Source organism: Kribbella sp. NPDC023855 (assembly GCF_040639475.1).
Lineage (GTDB): Bacteria > Actinomycetota > Actinomycetes > Propionibacteriales > Kribbellaceae > Kribbella.
Genome location: NZ_JBFAAA010000004.1, coordinates 438,034 through 452,364 on the forward strand (window position 1 = coordinate 438,034; position 14,331 = coordinate 452,364).

Consider the following 14,331-nt stretch of genomic DNA (forward strand, 5'->3'; position numbering starts at 1 on the left):
GATGCGAATCACGGTGTTCGGAGCGACCGGGCGGATCGGGGCGGCTGCGGTCGAGCAGGCGTTGGAGGCGGGCCACAAGGTGGTGGCGGTGGTGCGCGCCTCGGCGCAGTACGAGGTGCGGCATCCGGCGCTCGAGGTGGTGAAGGTGGCGGGGCTGACCCACGCGTCCGAGCTGGTCCAGGCGGTCGATGGGGCGGAGGCGGTGCTGTCGGGCGTCGGCCCGCGCGGACGCAAGGACGGGCCGGTCACATCCACGTCGACCCGCTCGATCATCCAGGCGATGAAGGAAACCGGAGTACGCCGGTACGTCGGTGTCAGCGCCGCTCCTGTCGGACCGGTGCCGCCGGGCGACAGTCTGGTCAACCGCGTGCTCATCCACCCGTTCTTCGGGTGGTTCCTGAAGGAGACGTACGCGGATCTCGCGTTGATGGAGGGCGACCTCGCCCGCTCCGGCCTCGACTGGACCGTCGTCCGCCCGCCCAAGCTGGTCAGCAAGCCCGTCACCGGCGTCTACCGCACGGCCCTCGACGCCAACCTGCCCCGCGGCATGGCGATCTCCCGCGAAGACACCGCGCACCTCATGCTCGCCACCCTGGCCGACCCGACCACGGCCGGCCACACGATCGGGATCGCGTACTGATGAGACTCGTACGGTTCGCCAACGTCTGGCTGGCCGGCCTGTTCGCCGGGTTCGTGCTGACGGTGCTGGTGCTCGAGCAGTCGTTGCGGCGCTTCGACGCGCAGATCTACACCCAGGTGCGGCAAGTGGAACTCGTCCGGCTGGACACCCTGGCCAGCGTGACGTTGCTTCCGGCAATCATCACGACGGCGATCCTGGTACTCCGGGCCAGGCGCGGGCCGGCCGTCGCGGCTCTGGTGCTCCTGATCGGCGTGTTCGTCCTGACCCTCGCGGTGAACCTGCCGATCAACGCGGACCAGACGCACTGGGTGGTCGAGAACCCGCCCGCAGACTGGGCCGACGTACGGGATCGGTGGCAGGTGTCGCACCTGGTCCGGACGGTTGCGGCGATGACCGCGTTCGGACTGCTGGCCGGAATGCGCCGGCAGCCTGCTGAGTAAGGTGTTGTTCGGCGTACGTACAACACGAGGAGCGCATCATATGAGTTCGGTAGCTTCTGAGGACGCGCGGCGGCGACGGCGGCGGCTGGCGACCGAGATCAAGGACTCGCTGCGCGTGCTGAGCAACCAGCTCTCCCTGCTCAACCACCAGGTCGGCGCCCAACTCGCCCTCAAGGACGTCGACCTGGACTGCCTGGACCTGATCACCCGGGACGGTCCGCTGACGCCGAGCACGCTGGCCCGCCGGACCGGTCTGCACCCGGCTACCATGACCGGCATCCTCGACCGGCTCCAGCGCGGCGGCTGGATCACCCGCGAACGCGACCCCGAGGGCGCCGACCGCCGCGCGGTCATGATCCGGGCGGTTCGCGACCGGAGCGCCGAGGTCTTCCACGCCTATGGCGGCATGAACACCAGCATGGACGCCGTCCTGGCCGAGTACTCGGCTGCCGAGCTGGAACTGCTGGTCGATTTCCTGCAGCGCACCACCGCGGCCGGCCAGACCGCGACGAGCGAACTCGCCGAGGCCTGACCGGCGTAAGTGAGCTACCGGGCGATGGCCACGCAGGTGGTGGTGGCCTTCTTGGTCGGGTCGGACTCCGAGGTGGCGGTCAGAGTCACCTGAGCCAGGCGGCTGGCGTTGTCACTCGGCTTGGCCTGAACGGGGACCTTGATGGTGGTGCCGGTCTTGGCCGTGGCCAGCGCATTGGGCAGGGCGATGGCCCAGCCCTTGCCGGTGACCTTGGCGGACAAGCGGTAGACATCGCTGTTGAGGTACTGCGCGACGTCCTCAGGGTGCTCGCCTTGCGGGGGCGCCGCCTTGCCCGTGTTGGTCAGGGGGAAGGCACAGGTCGTGGCGCCGTCAGCGCCGGTGAGGCCGACGGTCGGCAGCAACCGGACTCCGCGCTGCTGCGGTCCAGCACCGTCGAGCGAGCGGATCGCCACCGTGTACGAGAGCTCGCCTGCGCTGTTGCGGTGCACGTTGGTGATGTAGAAGTGCAGCCGGTTGGCCTCGTCGACGTACTCGTACTCGCTGCCCGAGTTGGTCCCCGCGTGGAACAACGCGTCGGACAGCTGGCGGTAGTCGCCGATCGTGATCGGGACCTTGGTGCCGTCGGGCAGCACGTAGTCGGTCATGTTGATGTCCTGCGGGTTCGCGTCGATCACCCACTCGAAGGGTGCCGCGTCCTGGTTCTTCGTCTTCGCCAGCAGGACGCCGGAGTCGGGCGTGAACGAGTCGGTGCCGACCCGGTCGACGACTTCGACGGTGTAGTTGTTGTAACCGCCGCCGTCGCACAGCGGGTTGGTCGCGACGTTGCACGCGGGGGAGAGGTCGCCGGTGCCGAGCATGATGTTGACGCCCGACAGTCCGGTGGCGCCCGGCTGGATCGCCCGGGCGGTGACGTCGGCGACGACCACGCCGGACTGGGGGAGTGCTTCGCGCGACAGCCGCAGTACGTTCTGCTCGTCGACCATCTTGAGCTTGATCTTGTTGCGCAGCATGTGTTGCGCGCCCATCGAGGCGCCACCCGTCGCCGGGATCATCCCCCGGCTGTGCGGACCGCCGGGCCCGTTGAAGGTGCCGCGGCTGAGCATCTCCCAGATGCCGCTGTACGCGCGCCGTGGCGGTACGCCGTACGGGTTGTTGTAGTTGTCGCCGATGCCGAGCACGTGGCTCAGTTCGTGGGCGAAGACCGACATGCCGGAGCTCTCGGCCTGCGTGGTCGAGCCGCCGCCGGCGTTCGGCCACAGGGTCGAGCCGGAGGCCCAGGAGGTCCACGGGACGTAGCGGGTCAGCGACCAGTTCGGCAGCGCCGGGTCGGGCGGGCCGAAGGCGTCGGTTACGTCCTCCTTGGTCGGGAACTTCATCGGCCCGAACTCCTGCCAGGTCGACGACTCGTCCTGCCCGGCGCTCATGTAGAAGATGAAGTCGAACCCGGCCGGTACTTCGGCGCCGACGTCGGCGACCCACGCCGCGCGGGCGTCGGTCCGGAGGTTCTTGGTGCAGGTGTCACCGGCGGGGCAGGCCGTGCCGCCCTGGAACTCCATCGCGTACTCGTGCGACTTCCCCGGCATCTGATACGCGCCGAACGAGGTCAGCTCCACGCCGTACCGGCCGCCGGAGTCCTCCATCCAGTACTCGTGGATGGTGTGGCCGCGGTTCAGCGCGTTGGGCTTGTTGAGGAAGTCGCGGTAGAAGTCCGCTACCTGCTCGCGCGGTACGCCGCTCGCCTCAGCGCTCGGGTTGCCGAACACCGACGAGCCCTTCGGCTGGGTCACCACGAACGGCTGGTTCGGATAGTCGACGAGCACCAGCGCGCCCTTGAACGTCCGGACCGATCCCTTCTTGCTCGGATCGGCCCAGTTGGTCCCGGGCGGCTTCTTGTAGTCGGCCCACGTCATGTGGTCCGGGTTGACCCAGTTCTGCGGGTCGAGCGGAGCGCCGAAGCCGGGCTGCGCGATGCCCTTGGCCGCCGGCTTCTGCTCCTGCCACGGCTGCTGCTGCGGCCAATGGTCGAACTGCCACGGATGAACTGGATCAGCTTGCGCCGCCGCCGGTACTCCGGACGCGGCAGCGGGGCGGGCCTCGGCGCCTGGCACGGCAAGGGCGAGACCGGGAAGCGAAACGGCGGCCAGCAGAGCGGTCGCACGCAGAACAGAACGGAACTTTCGTTGCTCAGACACGGGCGGAGTCCGATCGACGAAGGAAACATGCGGTCCTTCATCCTGCCTCATGCCACCCCGGGAGGCGAGGACACGCTCACTGTATACAGTATGTGAAGAAGGCGGTAGGGTGCCCGACATGTACTCAGTCACGAATCCTGCGACGGGTGAACTGGTCGAAGAGGTGCCGAACTCGACTGCTGAGGAGGTGGAGGCGGCGATTGCGCGGGTCCACGGCGGATATCAGGCGTGGCGGCGGCGGAGTGTGGAGGAGCGGGCCGCGATCGTGCGGCGGGCGGGGGAGTTGTTTGCTGAGCGGGCCGACGAGTTGGCCGCGATCATGACGTTGGAGATGGGGAAGCGGATCAACGAGGGCCGGGGCGAGGTCGGCATCGTGGTCGACATCTTCGAGTACTACGCCGAGAACGGGCCGGCGCTGCTGGCCGATGAGCCGATGACGCTCAAGGGCGGCCGGGCGGTCATCACCAAGAATCCGATCGGTCCGCTGCTCGGGATCATGCCGTGGAACTTCCCCTGCTACCAGGTCGCCCGGTTCGTCGCCCCGAACCTCGTCCTGGGCAACACGATCCTGCTCAAGCACGCGTCGATCTGCCCACGCTCGGCCGCGGCGATCGAGTCCGTACTGCGCGACGCCGGCGTACCGGATGACGTCTACGTCAACACCTTCGCCTCCTCGCGGCAGATTCCGGCGATCCTCGCCGATCCCCGCATTCAGGGCGTCTCGTTGACCGGCAGTGAGCAGGCCGGCATCTCCGTCGCCGCCGAGGCCGGCCGGAACCTCAAGAAGACCGTGCTCGAGCTCGGTGGCTCCGATCCGCTGATCGTGCTCGACAGCGACGATCTGGACGAGACGGTGAAGGCGACGGCGACCGCCCGGATGCGCAACTGCGGCCAGTCCTGCAACGCGCCGAAACGGATGATCGTCATCGCCGACCTGTACGACGAGTTCGTCGACAAGCTGACCAAACGCGTCGCCGACTTCTACGTCCCCGGCGACCCGGCCGACCCGGAAACCAAGCTGCCCCCGCTGGCCTCGATCGCCGCGGCCGACGAGGTCGCCGAGCAGGTCGAACGCGCGGTCCGGCAAGGTGCCACCCTGCGCACCGGCGGACGCCGGATCGAGCCCGGCGCCTACCTCGAAGCGACGGTGCTGACCGACGTGACACCGCAGATGGACGCGTACTACGAGGAGATCTTCGGGCCGGTCGTGTTGGTCTTCAAGGCCGCGACCGAGGAGGAGGCGATCGCGATCGCGAACGACTCGCCCTTCGGTCTTGGTGCCAGCGTCTTCGGGACCGACCCGGCCCGCAATCGCCGGGTCGCCGGCCAGATCGAGGCCGGAATGGTCTACCTGAACAGCGCCGGCGGCTCGCAGGCCGACCTGCCGTTCGGCGGGATCAAGCGCTCCGGGATGGGCCGCGAACTCGGGCCGGCCGGGATCGAGGAGTTCATGAACAAGAAGTCCATCCGGCTCTGAACCGGATGGACTTCCGCGGTGACCGGGCTGCCGTAGTACAGGCTCTGCGGTCAGCCGATGGCGCTCAGGAGGGTCTTGTTGAAGGCCGGCAGGTCATCGGGGTTGCGGCTGGTGATCAGGTTGCCGTCGGTGGCGACGGTCTCGTCGATCCAGTTGGCGCCGGCGTTGCGGAGGTCGGTCTGGAGGCTCGGCCAGGACGTCACGGTCTTGCCCCGGACGACGTCCGCTTCGATCAGCGTCCACGGCGCGTGACAGATGGCGGCCACCGGCTTGCCGGAGTCGACGAACGCCTTGACGAAGCTCACTGCGGTTTCGTCCGTCCGCAGCGCGTCCGGGTTGGCCACGCCGCCGGGCAGCACCAAGGCGGCGAAGTCGTCGACCGAGACGTCCCCGACAGCCTGATCGACCGGCTTCTTCTCAGCGGCCGTGAGGTGGTCGAAGGTCTGCACCTCGCCGGTCTCCGGGCTCAACAGCACCGGCTGGTGACCGGCCTCCGAGACGGCCTTCCAGGGTTCGGTCAACTCCACCCGCTCGATGCCTTCGGCAGCGACCAGGAATGCGATCTTCTTCTTGTCTGCCATAGGGCGCCGGTACCCGGTCGGGCGCGGCGTACACGACCTGGCTGGATAAAGTTGCGGCCGTGAACACTGTGAGGGCGTCGCACATCGTCTGGGACTGGAACGGCACCCTGCTGCACGACAACGCGGTGGTGCTTGCCGCAGTCAACGAAGTTTGCGCGGCGTTCGGCCGTGCGCCCTTGCAGTGGGAGGAATGGCAGGAGTTCTACTCACGACCGGTACGCGCCTGTTACGAACGCTTGCTGGACCGAACCCTCGACGATGAGGCCTGGGCACGCGTCGACCGCCTCTACCACGACCGGTACGACGTACTGCTGCACACCAGCGTCTTGGCCCCCGGCGTACCAGAGCAACTGGTCACCTGGCGGGAAACCGGCCGAACTCAATCCCTGCTCTCGATGTGGTTCCACTCCCAACTAGTCCCAACCGTCGCCGGCCACGGCCTCACCGACCTCTTCAACCGAGTCGACGGCCTACCAGGAGACCTAGGCGGCGAGTCCAAAACAGACCACCTCATCCGCCACCTAGAAGCCCAAAACCTAAACCCCGCCTCCGTAGTCGTCATCGGAGACGTAGTAGACGACGCCCAAGCCGCAGCCGCAGTAGGCGCCCCCTGCATCCTCGTAGCCACCGGCGCCATGACCCGCCCAGCCCTAGAATCCACCGGCGCCCCCGTAGCCAACACCATCCCCGAAGCCATGCAGCACGTAGTACCCGCCTGAGCGAGCACCTCAGACAATTCAGTACTTCCGGCCGGGCGCTCGCCTCGCTCGCCGCCCCGGAACCCACCGGATCAGCCCGCCGGCTGCGGCGTGACCTGCGCTGTGACCGCATGCTCGAAGGCGATGTGCTCCGACACCGGCTCGCTGACAACTCGTGCGCGTTGATCTGAATTCCGCGCTGAACTCCAGCTTGAGGGCTGTCCGCGTGCAGTTCGCCAGCAACTCATCGAACGACTCCGGCACGGCACGCCTCCAGAATGATCTCGACCATACGAGCCGGCAGTTTCACGACAGACTCAGAATCCATCAGCATGATCGACGACCGTTCGCCCGGTGTCTTCTGTTCTTTCGTCCCTGAACACAGCCCAGCAGCTCGGTATCTCCAGCCAAGCGCTTCGCAGTACCGTCGCAACCGTCCGCAAGTCTGGTGCGGCTGTCCTGCCCAAGCCGTAGGACGACGTTCTGCCGCGAGGACACCTGCTTGGGCGCGGCTCGGCGACTATATTTTCTGTTTTGTTTTTGTTCTTCTGTTCGGTTTTGTTGGCTCTTTCCTAGGAACCCGGGAACGCGAACGGGCCGCGAGCGGATTGCTCGCGGCCCGTGTGGGGAGGGGATGGGTCAGCTGTTGATGTCGTCGTCTTGGCCGTCGAGGGCGTCGAGGCGGTCCTTGGCCTGGTCTACGCCCTGGTCGATCTTGTCGCCGTGCTGGCCGCCGGTCTTCTCGTCCACCATGCCGCCGGCCTTGTCCAGGCCCTCGCTGACCTTGTCGCCGTGCTGGTCGACCGCGTCGGTCGCCTTGTCCTTGAAGCTGTCGAAGGCACCCATGTCGCTCTTCCTTTCGTCGGAGTCGAACATCCGGCGGCTCCTCGCCCCCTCCGCAGGGCGGGGCCGGACGCTCAGTACTCCGGCCATGTGCCCCTGCATCCGGTTGCCAAACGCAACGGGACCGGCCGGTCACCCGGTGACACGGCAACTCGGACACGGAGGGTGAAAAGTTACCGAATCTCACCCTGAGTTGTATATATCTGACTCTCCGCGAGGTATAAGGGGCAGATGGGTCGAACCGCCCCTTGGACCTAGGAGGAGTAATGGCTGCATTGCAAGGAGAAGTGTCATGGTTCTGTTGCGGAAACGCATGGGGACCGTGTGGATCGGTCGGTCACGGTGCTTGCGGGACCTGCAACTCGGGTAGCTACCAGCACGCGTGGACCAACACCTCGGACGCCTGCTACTCGATCACGCGTCCCGACCGCTGTGGGATCAGCGGCGTCTCCCGGCGTACCTGCGGGTTCCGGCACGCGACGACCAACCTGTGCAACGGCAAGCGGGTCGTCACCAGCATCGCCGATTGCGGGCCGCAGACCGACCTGTTCTGTGGTGAGCGGGCCTGCTGCGGCGGCACCTGCGCGTCCAACCGGGTCATCGATCTGACCCCGGCTGCCTTCAGTGCGATCGCGAGCCTGAGCGCGGGACTCATTCCGTGCCAGGTGGACGCGGGCTGAGGGGGACTGACCGATGAAGAACACCATGGACCGCCGCACCCTGCTCACCAGTGCGGTACTGGGCACCACAGCGACCCTCGTCGGCGCGACCGCGATGGGCTCACTTGCTCCCGAGACGGCCTTCGCTGCCCGCTCGCAGAACCCGGAACCGGGCAGCCCCGACCCGAACTTCGCCGAGGGCCGGGTCACCGCCCGCGACGGCAGCATGCTCGTGGTTTCCGGTTCCGACGGCCGGTTCCACCGGCTCCGCCTGACCGGCGGGACCAGCGTCTGGAAACTCCGGCCGACCACGCTCGACCAGGTCAAGGTCGGTGACGGCCTGTACGCGCGCGGCGTCCTGCTGCCCGACGGCACGCTGGCGGCCGAGGCGGTCTGGGTGAACATCGTCAACCTGATCGTGCACGTCACCGCGATCGGCCGGAACGTGCTGCACCTGGATCATCACGGCTCCAAGATCGTCGGTCACGTCGTACCGGGTACGAGCGCCGCGGTCTACAACGGCAAGCCGGCGGTGGCCGACATGTCGATGGTGAAGGTCGGCAAGCACGCCCAGGTGATCGGTGCCTGGCGACCGGACACCAACGAGATCGACGTCGCCACCATCTACGCGTCGGCCTAGGGAGGTCCCCGATGATGGCACAAGTGGCGGCCCTGCAGGCGCTGGTGATCAGCGCGCTGCTGGTCTGGTCGTCGTACGGGAAACTGGTGGGGCCGATGGTCGGGGCGAGAGCCCGGCGTACGGCGCTCAAGAAGTTCGTCGGCGAGGAGAAGGCCGAGCCGGCGTTTCGTGCGGTGGGTGCGGTCGAGCTCTTGCTCGGCGCGCTGTTGTTGCTGCCACCGCTGTGGGCAGTGGAGGGTCCGGCCGCAATCGCTTTGGCCGTGGGCTTTCTGGGCTTTCTGACCTACTCGCGGGTGGCCGCTCCGGACTCGTCGTGTGGTTGCGCGGGATCGGCGACCGCGCCCGTGACGTGGCGGTCATTCGGCAGAGCTGGGTTGCTGCTGGTGGCCGCAGTACTGGCGTCGACGGCTGACGTCGGTTGGTGGTCGTCGCCGGGAGTCGCTGCCGTTGCGGTCGTGCTCGTCGAGGTGATGCTGTTCGTTGCCTTGTCGCCCGAGCTGGACCGCCATTGGTTGCTGCCACTGCGCCGGCTGAAGGTCAGACTGACTCACCCGTTGGCGGCCACCGCGTCGTACGACGTACCGCTGGCCACGACGCAGCATCAGTTGTTGCGCAGTGGGGCCTACCGTGCGGTGAACTCGCTGCTGCGATCCGACATCCGCGACCAGTGGGAGGAAGGGGACTGGCGTTTCGTCAGCTACACGGCGTCGTACGGCGAACGTCCGGCGACGGCGGTCTTCGCAGTACCGCGGCTGCGCTATGCGCCGGAGGAGATCCGGGTCGCGATCGTCGACGACGAGAACGGCGAGACGCTCTACCGGCCTTCGCTGCTGCCGGTGCTGGCCTGACCAAGCTGTCCTGCTGATCTCACCCGGAGATCAGCAGGACGGTCGTCAGACGCTGCGCAGGACCGAGACCACGATGCCGAGGATGACGGCGTTGTCGCCGTCGATCACCTCGTAGGCGTCGTTGCGCGGTTCGAGGTACACGTGGCCGTTGCGCCGGCGGTAGACCTTGACGGTGGCTTCCTCGTCGATCATCGCGGCGACGATCTGACCCGAGTGCGCCTCGGTCTGCTGCCGGATGACGACCATGTCGCCGTCGCAGATCGCCGCGTCGACCATCGAGTCGCCGCGCACCCGCAGCGCGAAGATGGTGCCCCGGCCGGTCAGCTCGCGCGGCAACGTGAGGGTGTCGTCGAGGTGCTCGATCGCGGAGATCGGCGTACCGGCGGCGATGTCACCGACCACCGGCACCGACACCGAGTCGTCGGCAACCGCCTGCGGCCGGCTGTCCTGCAGGAACATCCGCACATCGATCGGCCGCGACATCGCCTGACTCCGGCTGAGAAACCCCTTCTCCTCCAGCGCGGCCAGATGCTTCGACACCGAAGACGACGACCGCAACCCCACCGCCTCACCGATCTGCCGCGTACTGGGCGAGTACCCGTGCTTGACCACCCAGTCCCGAATAGCCACCAAAATCCTCTGCTGCCGCTCCGGCAGGTTCGCTGCGTCCAGTTGGTCGAACGGGTCGAGGGAGTCGTAGGTCACCCGCGGATTCTGTCACAGCCGGACGTGCCGACGGGTCTACATCACAGCGGGGAAGTGATCTCGGTGACGGACAGCCGGAGCCCGCGGTGAACATGATGATCTGACAGACGACAGGTCAAAGGAGATCTGGATGACAGTCGGCGGCAGTTCCGTGGAGCGGCAGGTTGCTACTTCTGTTCTGGTGATTGGGACTGGGGGAGCGGGGTTGCGGGCTTCGATCGAGTTGGCGGAGCGGGGGGTGGAAGTACTTGCTGTTGGCAAGCGTCCTCGGGCGGACGCGCATACCTCGCTGGCGGCGGGTGGGATCAATGCGGCGCTGGCGACGATGGATCCGGAGGACAGTTGGCAGCAGCATGCGGCCGACACTCTGAAGGAGAGTTATCTGCTGGCGAATCCGGTCACGGTGCAGATTGTCGCCGAGGGTGCGGCGCGGGGCATTGACGACCTGGAGCGGTACGGGATGCCGTTTGCTCGGGAGAGCGACGGGCGGATCTCGCAGCGGTTCTTCGGTGCGCACACCTACCGGCGGACGGCCTTTGCCGGTGACTACACCGGGCTGGAGATCCAGCGCACGCTGATCAATCGCGCCCTGCAACTGAAGGTGCCGATCCTCGACACCGTCTACATCAGCCGCATCCTGGTCAAGGACAACGTCGTCTTCGGTGCCTACGGTTTCGACCTGAACGACGGCACGCGGTACGTGATCCACGCGGACGCCGTCATCCTGGCGGCCGGCGGGCACACCCGGATCTGGCGGCGGACGTCGTCGCGCCGGGACGAGAACACCGGCGACTCCTTCCGGCTCGCGGTCGAGGCCGGTGGGCGGATCCGCGATCCCGAGCTCGTCCAGTTCCACCCGTCGGGCCTGATCGAGCCGGAGAACGCGGCCGGCACGCTGGTGTCGGAGGCGGCTCGTGGCGAGGGCGGGCAACTCCGCAACAACTTGGGTGAGCGGTTCATGGTCCGCTACGACCCGGAGCGGATGGAGTTGTCGACGCGCGACCGAGTCGCGCTGGCGGCGTACACGGAGATCAGGGAAGGCCGCGGTACGCCGAAAGGCGGCGTTTGGCTCGACGTCTCGCACCTGCCGCGCGAGACGATCATGCGGCGGCTCCCACGGGTCTACCAGACCCTGCTCGAGCTCCAGATGCTCGACATCACCCAGCAGCCGATCGAGATCGCACCGACCGCGCACTACTCGATGGGCGGCGTCTGGGTGCGGCCCGACGATCACGGGACCGGCGTCGACGGCCTGTACGCGATCGGTGAAGCGGCCAGTGGGCTGCATGGCGCCAACCGGCTCGGTGGGAACTCGCTGATCGAGCTGCTGGTGTTCGGCCGGATCGTGGGGGAGGAGGCCGCGAAGTACTCGAAGGAACGCGAGTCGCAGCTACGGTCGGCCGACGTACTGGGTGAGGCCCGGGCGGAGGTCGACGGGCTGCTCGCGAGCGACGGGCCGGAGAATGTGCGTGCCCTGCAACGGGTCCTGCGCGACACGATGACCACGTACGCCGGTGTCGTCCGCGACGAAGAAGGCCTGCTGACGGGGTTGTCGGAGCTTGCCGCGCTGGAGGAGCGCATGCAGCACGTCGGCGTGCATCCGGACATCGCGGGCTTCCAGGATCTGGCGCACGCGTTCGACCTGAAGTCCTCGGCGCTGGCGGCCCGCGCGACGCTCGACGCGGCCCTGGTACGCCGGGAGACGCGCGGCTGCCACAACCGGTCCGACTATCCCGAGCTGGACGAGTCGCTCCAGGTCAACCTAGTCTGGTCCGGGCCGGGACAGGTCGAGCAGGAGGAGATCCCGCCGGTTCCCGCGGACTTGGCCGGCCTGATGCGGGAAGTGTCCAGCGCGGGCAAGCTGGTCGAGTAAACGACGTTAGTCGGCCGGGCGGGAGATGCCGAGACCGCTGCGGGCATCGCGACCGTACTTCGCGATCTCCGCAGCGAGGTCGAGTCGGGAGACTCCCACCTTGGCCCGGTCCTCGTCGGTGAGCAGCGCGGCCGGGATGATCCAGACGATCTCGAACTCCAGGCCGTCGGGGTCCCGGCCGTAGAGCGACTTGGTGGTGCCGTGGTCGGAGGCACCGACAAGCGCGCCGGCGTCGCTGAGTCCCTTGGCGAGGTCCTCGAGATCGCCGAGGGTGTCGACCTCCCAGGCCAGATGGTAGAGGCCGACGGTCGTCCGGCCGGCCCCCGACGGTCCGGCCTCGCCGCCGAGCTGGAACAGGCCGAGGTCGTGGTCGTTGGTCGATCCGGGCGCGCGCAGGAACGCGGCGCCCTGGAAGGAGTCGCCACCCTCGATGTAGCTGAACCCGAGTACGTCACGGTAGAACGCGACACTCGTGGTGATATCGCGTACGTACAAGACAGCATGGTTCAGCCGGAAGATCGCCATGCCACCCATGATAGTTGAGTACTCAACTTTGGGAAGGGCAGCCTCAGTGGCGCTTGGTGGCCTTCGCCCCGCGCACCCGCTCGGCCTCGGCCTGTACGTCGGCCTGGATGGCGCGCTCACGCTGCAGCCACTCGGGGTTCTCCGCGCGCAGTTCCTCGATCTGCTCGGTGGTCAGCGGCTCGGTGACGCCACCCCGGGCGAGACCGGAGATGGAGATGGCCAGCCGGGCGGCGACGACCGGGCGGGGATGCGGGCCGGTACGGCGCAGTTCGCGCAGCCACTCCGGCGGGTCGGCCTGCAACGCGTTGAGCTCGTCGCGGGACACCACACCCTGCTGGAACTCCTCGGGGGTGGCCTCCAGGTACACGCCCAGCTTCTTGGCCGCCGTCGCGGGCTTCATCGTCTGGGCTGTTTTCTGCGAACTCATGTCCCCAGGGTATCGAGGATGCGACCCCATCCCGACCACGCTGCCCGACCATGCCGGATAGCCTGACCGGGTGACTGCACCCTCTTTCCGGCTCGCGTACGTTCCCGGCGTCACACCGACCAAGTGGGTGCGGATCTGGAACGAGCGGCTGCCCAGGGTCGCGCTCGAGCTGATCGGCGTACCGGCTGCCGAGGCGGCTGACCGGGTCCGGGCCGGCGAGGCGGATGCCGCGTTGCTCCGGTTGCCGATCGACCGGACCGGGCTGAACGCGATCCCGCTGTACACCGAGACGACGGTGGTCGTCGTACCGAAGGACCATCTGGTCACGGCCGCCGAAGAGGTGACCGCCGCCGATCTCGCCGACGATGTCGTACTGCGCCCGCTGGACGACACGCTCGAGTGGGAACAGATGCCGGGCCACCCTTTTGCCGAGCGGCCGGAGACCACCGCGCAGGCCGTCGAACTGGTCGCGGCGGGAGTCGGGCTGCTCGTGGTGCCGCAGTCGCTGGCGCGGCTGCATCACCGCAAGGACCTCACCTACCGGCCGATCACGGACGCGCCCGAGTCGCGGGTCGTGCTGAGCTGGCCGGAGGGCGAGAACAGCGACCTGATGGAGCAGTTCATCGGCATCGTCCGCGGGCGGACGGTGAACAGTTCGCGGGAGCGGCCGGCCGAGCCGCCGCGCAAGAAGACAGAGAAGAAGAAGGCCGAGGCGAAGAAGCGGGCCGCCGCGCAGCCCGCGCGGGGCAAGGGACGCGGCCGGCCGAAGCGCTGAAGTTGACTGATTCCAGAACTAATCTTGACTCGTTCCAGAAAAGGGGCCAGACTGCAGAGCGTGACCACGGCGGCGGACTTCGAGCAGCGGTTGCGCTCGGCCTCGTTGCGGGTGACCCGGCCGCGACTGGCTGTGCTGGCCGCGGTTGACGAGCACGCCCACGCCGACACGGACTCGATCATCCAGACCGTGCGGACGGAACTCGACGTCTCCCACCAGGCCGTGTACGACGTCCTGCGCGCCCTGACCACGGCGGGTCTGCTCCGGCGGATCCAGCCGACCGGGTCGGTGGCCCGCTACGAGTCGCGGGTCGGTGACAACCACCATCACGTCGTCTGCCGGTCCTGCGGAGCCATCGAGGACGTCGACTGCGCGCACGGCTCCGCTCCTTGCCTGACGGCATCGGACGATCACGGCTACGTGATCGACGAGGCCGAGGTCGTCTACTGGGGTCTGTGCCCCACCTGCTCCACCACGTCCAGAAATCCTTGATCCGGAAGGTTTGCCGTGTCTGA

At 67.6% G+C, this 14,331-nt stretch carries 17 protein-coding genes; 11 read left to right on the forward strand and 6 right to left on the reverse strand.

Translation table 11 applies throughout. The features are described 5' to 3' along the window. Position 1: 1 nt before the first annotated feature. Genes AB0F51_RS17310 through AB0F51_RS17320 form a run of 3 tightly spaced genes read left to right on the forward strand, consistent with a single transcriptional unit; the run spans position 2 to position 1,612 of the window. Positions 2-640, forward strand: coding sequence for an NAD(P)H-binding protein (locus AB0F51_RS17310; protein WP_360280832.1), 639 nt, complete (start codon positions 2-4; stop codon positions 638-640). Beyond that, the gene (locus tag AB0F51_RS17315; RefSeq protein WP_360280834.1) at positions 640-1,080 is read left to right on the forward strand and encodes a DUF1772 domain-containing protein; all 441 of its coding nucleotides are present in this window, start codon (positions 640-642) and stop codon (positions 1,078-1,080) included. Before AB0F51_RS17310 ends, AB0F51_RS17315 begins: the two co-directional genes overlap by 1 nt. Positions 1,081-1,120: 40 nt before the next feature. Then, positions 1,121-1,612: a MarR family transcriptional regulator gene (locus AB0F51_RS17320; protein ID WP_360280837.1), complete on the forward strand. Its 492-nt coding sequence runs from the start codon at positions 1,121-1,123 to the stop codon at positions 1,610-1,612. A 14-nt stretch (positions 1,613-1,626) separates the two neighbouring features. Here AB0F51_RS17320 and AB0F51_RS17325 read toward each other — a convergent pair whose 3' ends face one another. Then, positions 1,627-3,765, reverse strand: coding sequence for a M6 family metalloprotease domain-containing protein (locus AB0F51_RS17325; RefSeq protein WP_360280840.1), 2,139 nt, complete (start codon positions 3,763-3,765; stop codon positions 1,627-1,629). A gap of 118 nt (positions 3,766-3,883) precedes the next feature. On the opposite strand from AB0F51_RS17325, the gene AB0F51_RS17330 reads away from it, so the two are divergent. Next, entirely contained in the window at positions 3,884-5,242 is a 1,359-nt protein-coding gene (locus AB0F51_RS17330) for an NAD-dependent succinate-semialdehyde dehydrogenase (protein WP_360280843.1), read from the forward strand. Between the two features lie 50 nt (positions 5,243-5,292). Here AB0F51_RS17330 and AB0F51_RS17335 read toward each other — a convergent pair whose 3' ends face one another. Then, on the reverse strand, positions 5,293-5,823 hold the full coding sequence (locus AB0F51_RS17335; RefSeq protein ID WP_360280846.1) for a type 1 glutamine amidotransferase domain-containing protein: 531 nt from the start codon (positions 5,821-5,823) through the stop codon (positions 5,293-5,295). A 59-nt stretch (positions 5,824-5,882) separates the two neighbouring features. Between AB0F51_RS17335 and AB0F51_RS17340 the strand changes: the two genes are divergently transcribed. After that, a complete protein-coding gene (locus AB0F51_RS17340) occupies positions 5,883-6,542 on the forward strand; it encodes an HAD hydrolase-like protein (protein ID WP_360280849.1) in 660 nt (219 codons plus the stop codon). Positions 6,543-7,160: 618 nt separating this feature from the next. On the opposite strand, the gene AB0F51_RS17345 is transcribed toward AB0F51_RS17340, so the two are convergent. After that, a complete protein-coding gene (locus AB0F51_RS17345; protein ID WP_360281560.1) occupies positions 7,161-7,367 on the reverse strand; it encodes an antitoxin in 207 nt (68 codons plus the stop codon). 263 nt (positions 7,368-7,630) lie between these two features. Here AB0F51_RS17345 and AB0F51_RS17350 point away from each other — a divergent pair, with 263 nt between their 5' ends. From AB0F51_RS17350 to AB0F51_RS17360, 3 genes are read left to right on the forward strand one after another with little or no spacing between them, the layout of a single operon-like run. Then, entirely contained in the window at positions 7,631-8,044 is a 414-nt protein-coding gene (locus AB0F51_RS17350; protein ID WP_360280852.1) for a hypothetical protein, read from the forward strand. Positions 8,045-8,057: 13 nt separating this feature from the next. Further along, the gene (locus AB0F51_RS17355; protein ID WP_360280855.1) at positions 8,058-8,663 is read left to right on the forward strand and encodes a cell wall protein; all 606 of its coding nucleotides are present in this window, start codon (positions 8,058-8,060) and stop codon (positions 8,661-8,663) included. 11 nt (positions 8,664-8,674) lie between these two features. Next, on the forward strand, positions 8,675-9,511 hold the full coding sequence (locus AB0F51_RS17360) for a MauE/DoxX family redox-associated membrane protein (protein WP_360280858.1): 837 nt from the start codon (positions 8,675-8,677) through the stop codon (positions 9,509-9,511). A 45-nt stretch (positions 9,512-9,556) separates the two neighbouring features. On the opposite strand, the gene lexA is transcribed toward AB0F51_RS17360, so the two are convergent. After that, positions 9,557-10,216 (reverse strand): transcriptional repressor LexA, encoded by a 660-nt coding sequence (lexA, locus tag AB0F51_RS17365; protein WP_360280861.1) that lies wholly within the window; start codon positions 10,214-10,216, stop codon positions 9,557-9,559. A gap of 130 nt (positions 10,217-10,346) precedes the next feature. Between lexA and AB0F51_RS17370 the strand changes: the two genes are divergently transcribed. Then, positions 10,347-12,089, forward strand: coding sequence for an FAD-dependent oxidoreductase (locus AB0F51_RS17370; protein WP_360280864.1), 1,743 nt, complete (start codon positions 10,347-10,349; stop codon positions 12,087-12,089). A gap of 6 nt (positions 12,090-12,095) precedes the next feature. Here the strand turns inward: AB0F51_RS17370 and AB0F51_RS17375 are convergent, their stop codons facing one another. Beyond that, positions 12,096-12,614: a VOC family protein gene (locus tag AB0F51_RS17375; RefSeq protein ID WP_360280866.1), complete on the reverse strand. Its 519-nt coding sequence runs from the start codon at positions 12,612-12,614 to the stop codon at positions 12,096-12,098. A gap of 43 nt (positions 12,615-12,657) precedes the next feature. Further along, positions 12,658-13,041 (reverse strand): DUF5997 family protein, encoded by a 384-nt coding sequence (locus AB0F51_RS17380; RefSeq protein ID WP_360280869.1) that lies wholly within the window; start codon positions 13,039-13,041, stop codon positions 12,658-12,660. Between the two features lie 70 nt (positions 13,042-13,111). Between AB0F51_RS17380 and AB0F51_RS17385 the strand changes: the two genes are divergently transcribed. After that, the gene (locus AB0F51_RS17385; protein ID WP_360280872.1) at positions 13,112-13,816 is read left to right on the forward strand and encodes a LysR family substrate-binding domain-containing protein; all 705 of its coding nucleotides are present in this window, start codon (positions 13,112-13,114) and stop codon (positions 13,814-13,816) included. A gap of 60 nt (positions 13,817-13,876) precedes the next feature. After that, positions 13,877-14,308 (forward strand): Fur family transcriptional regulator, encoded by a 432-nt coding sequence (locus AB0F51_RS17390; protein ID WP_360280875.1) that lies wholly within the window; start codon positions 13,877-13,879, stop codon positions 14,306-14,308. The last annotated feature ends 23 nt before the right edge of the window (positions 14,309-14,331 follow it).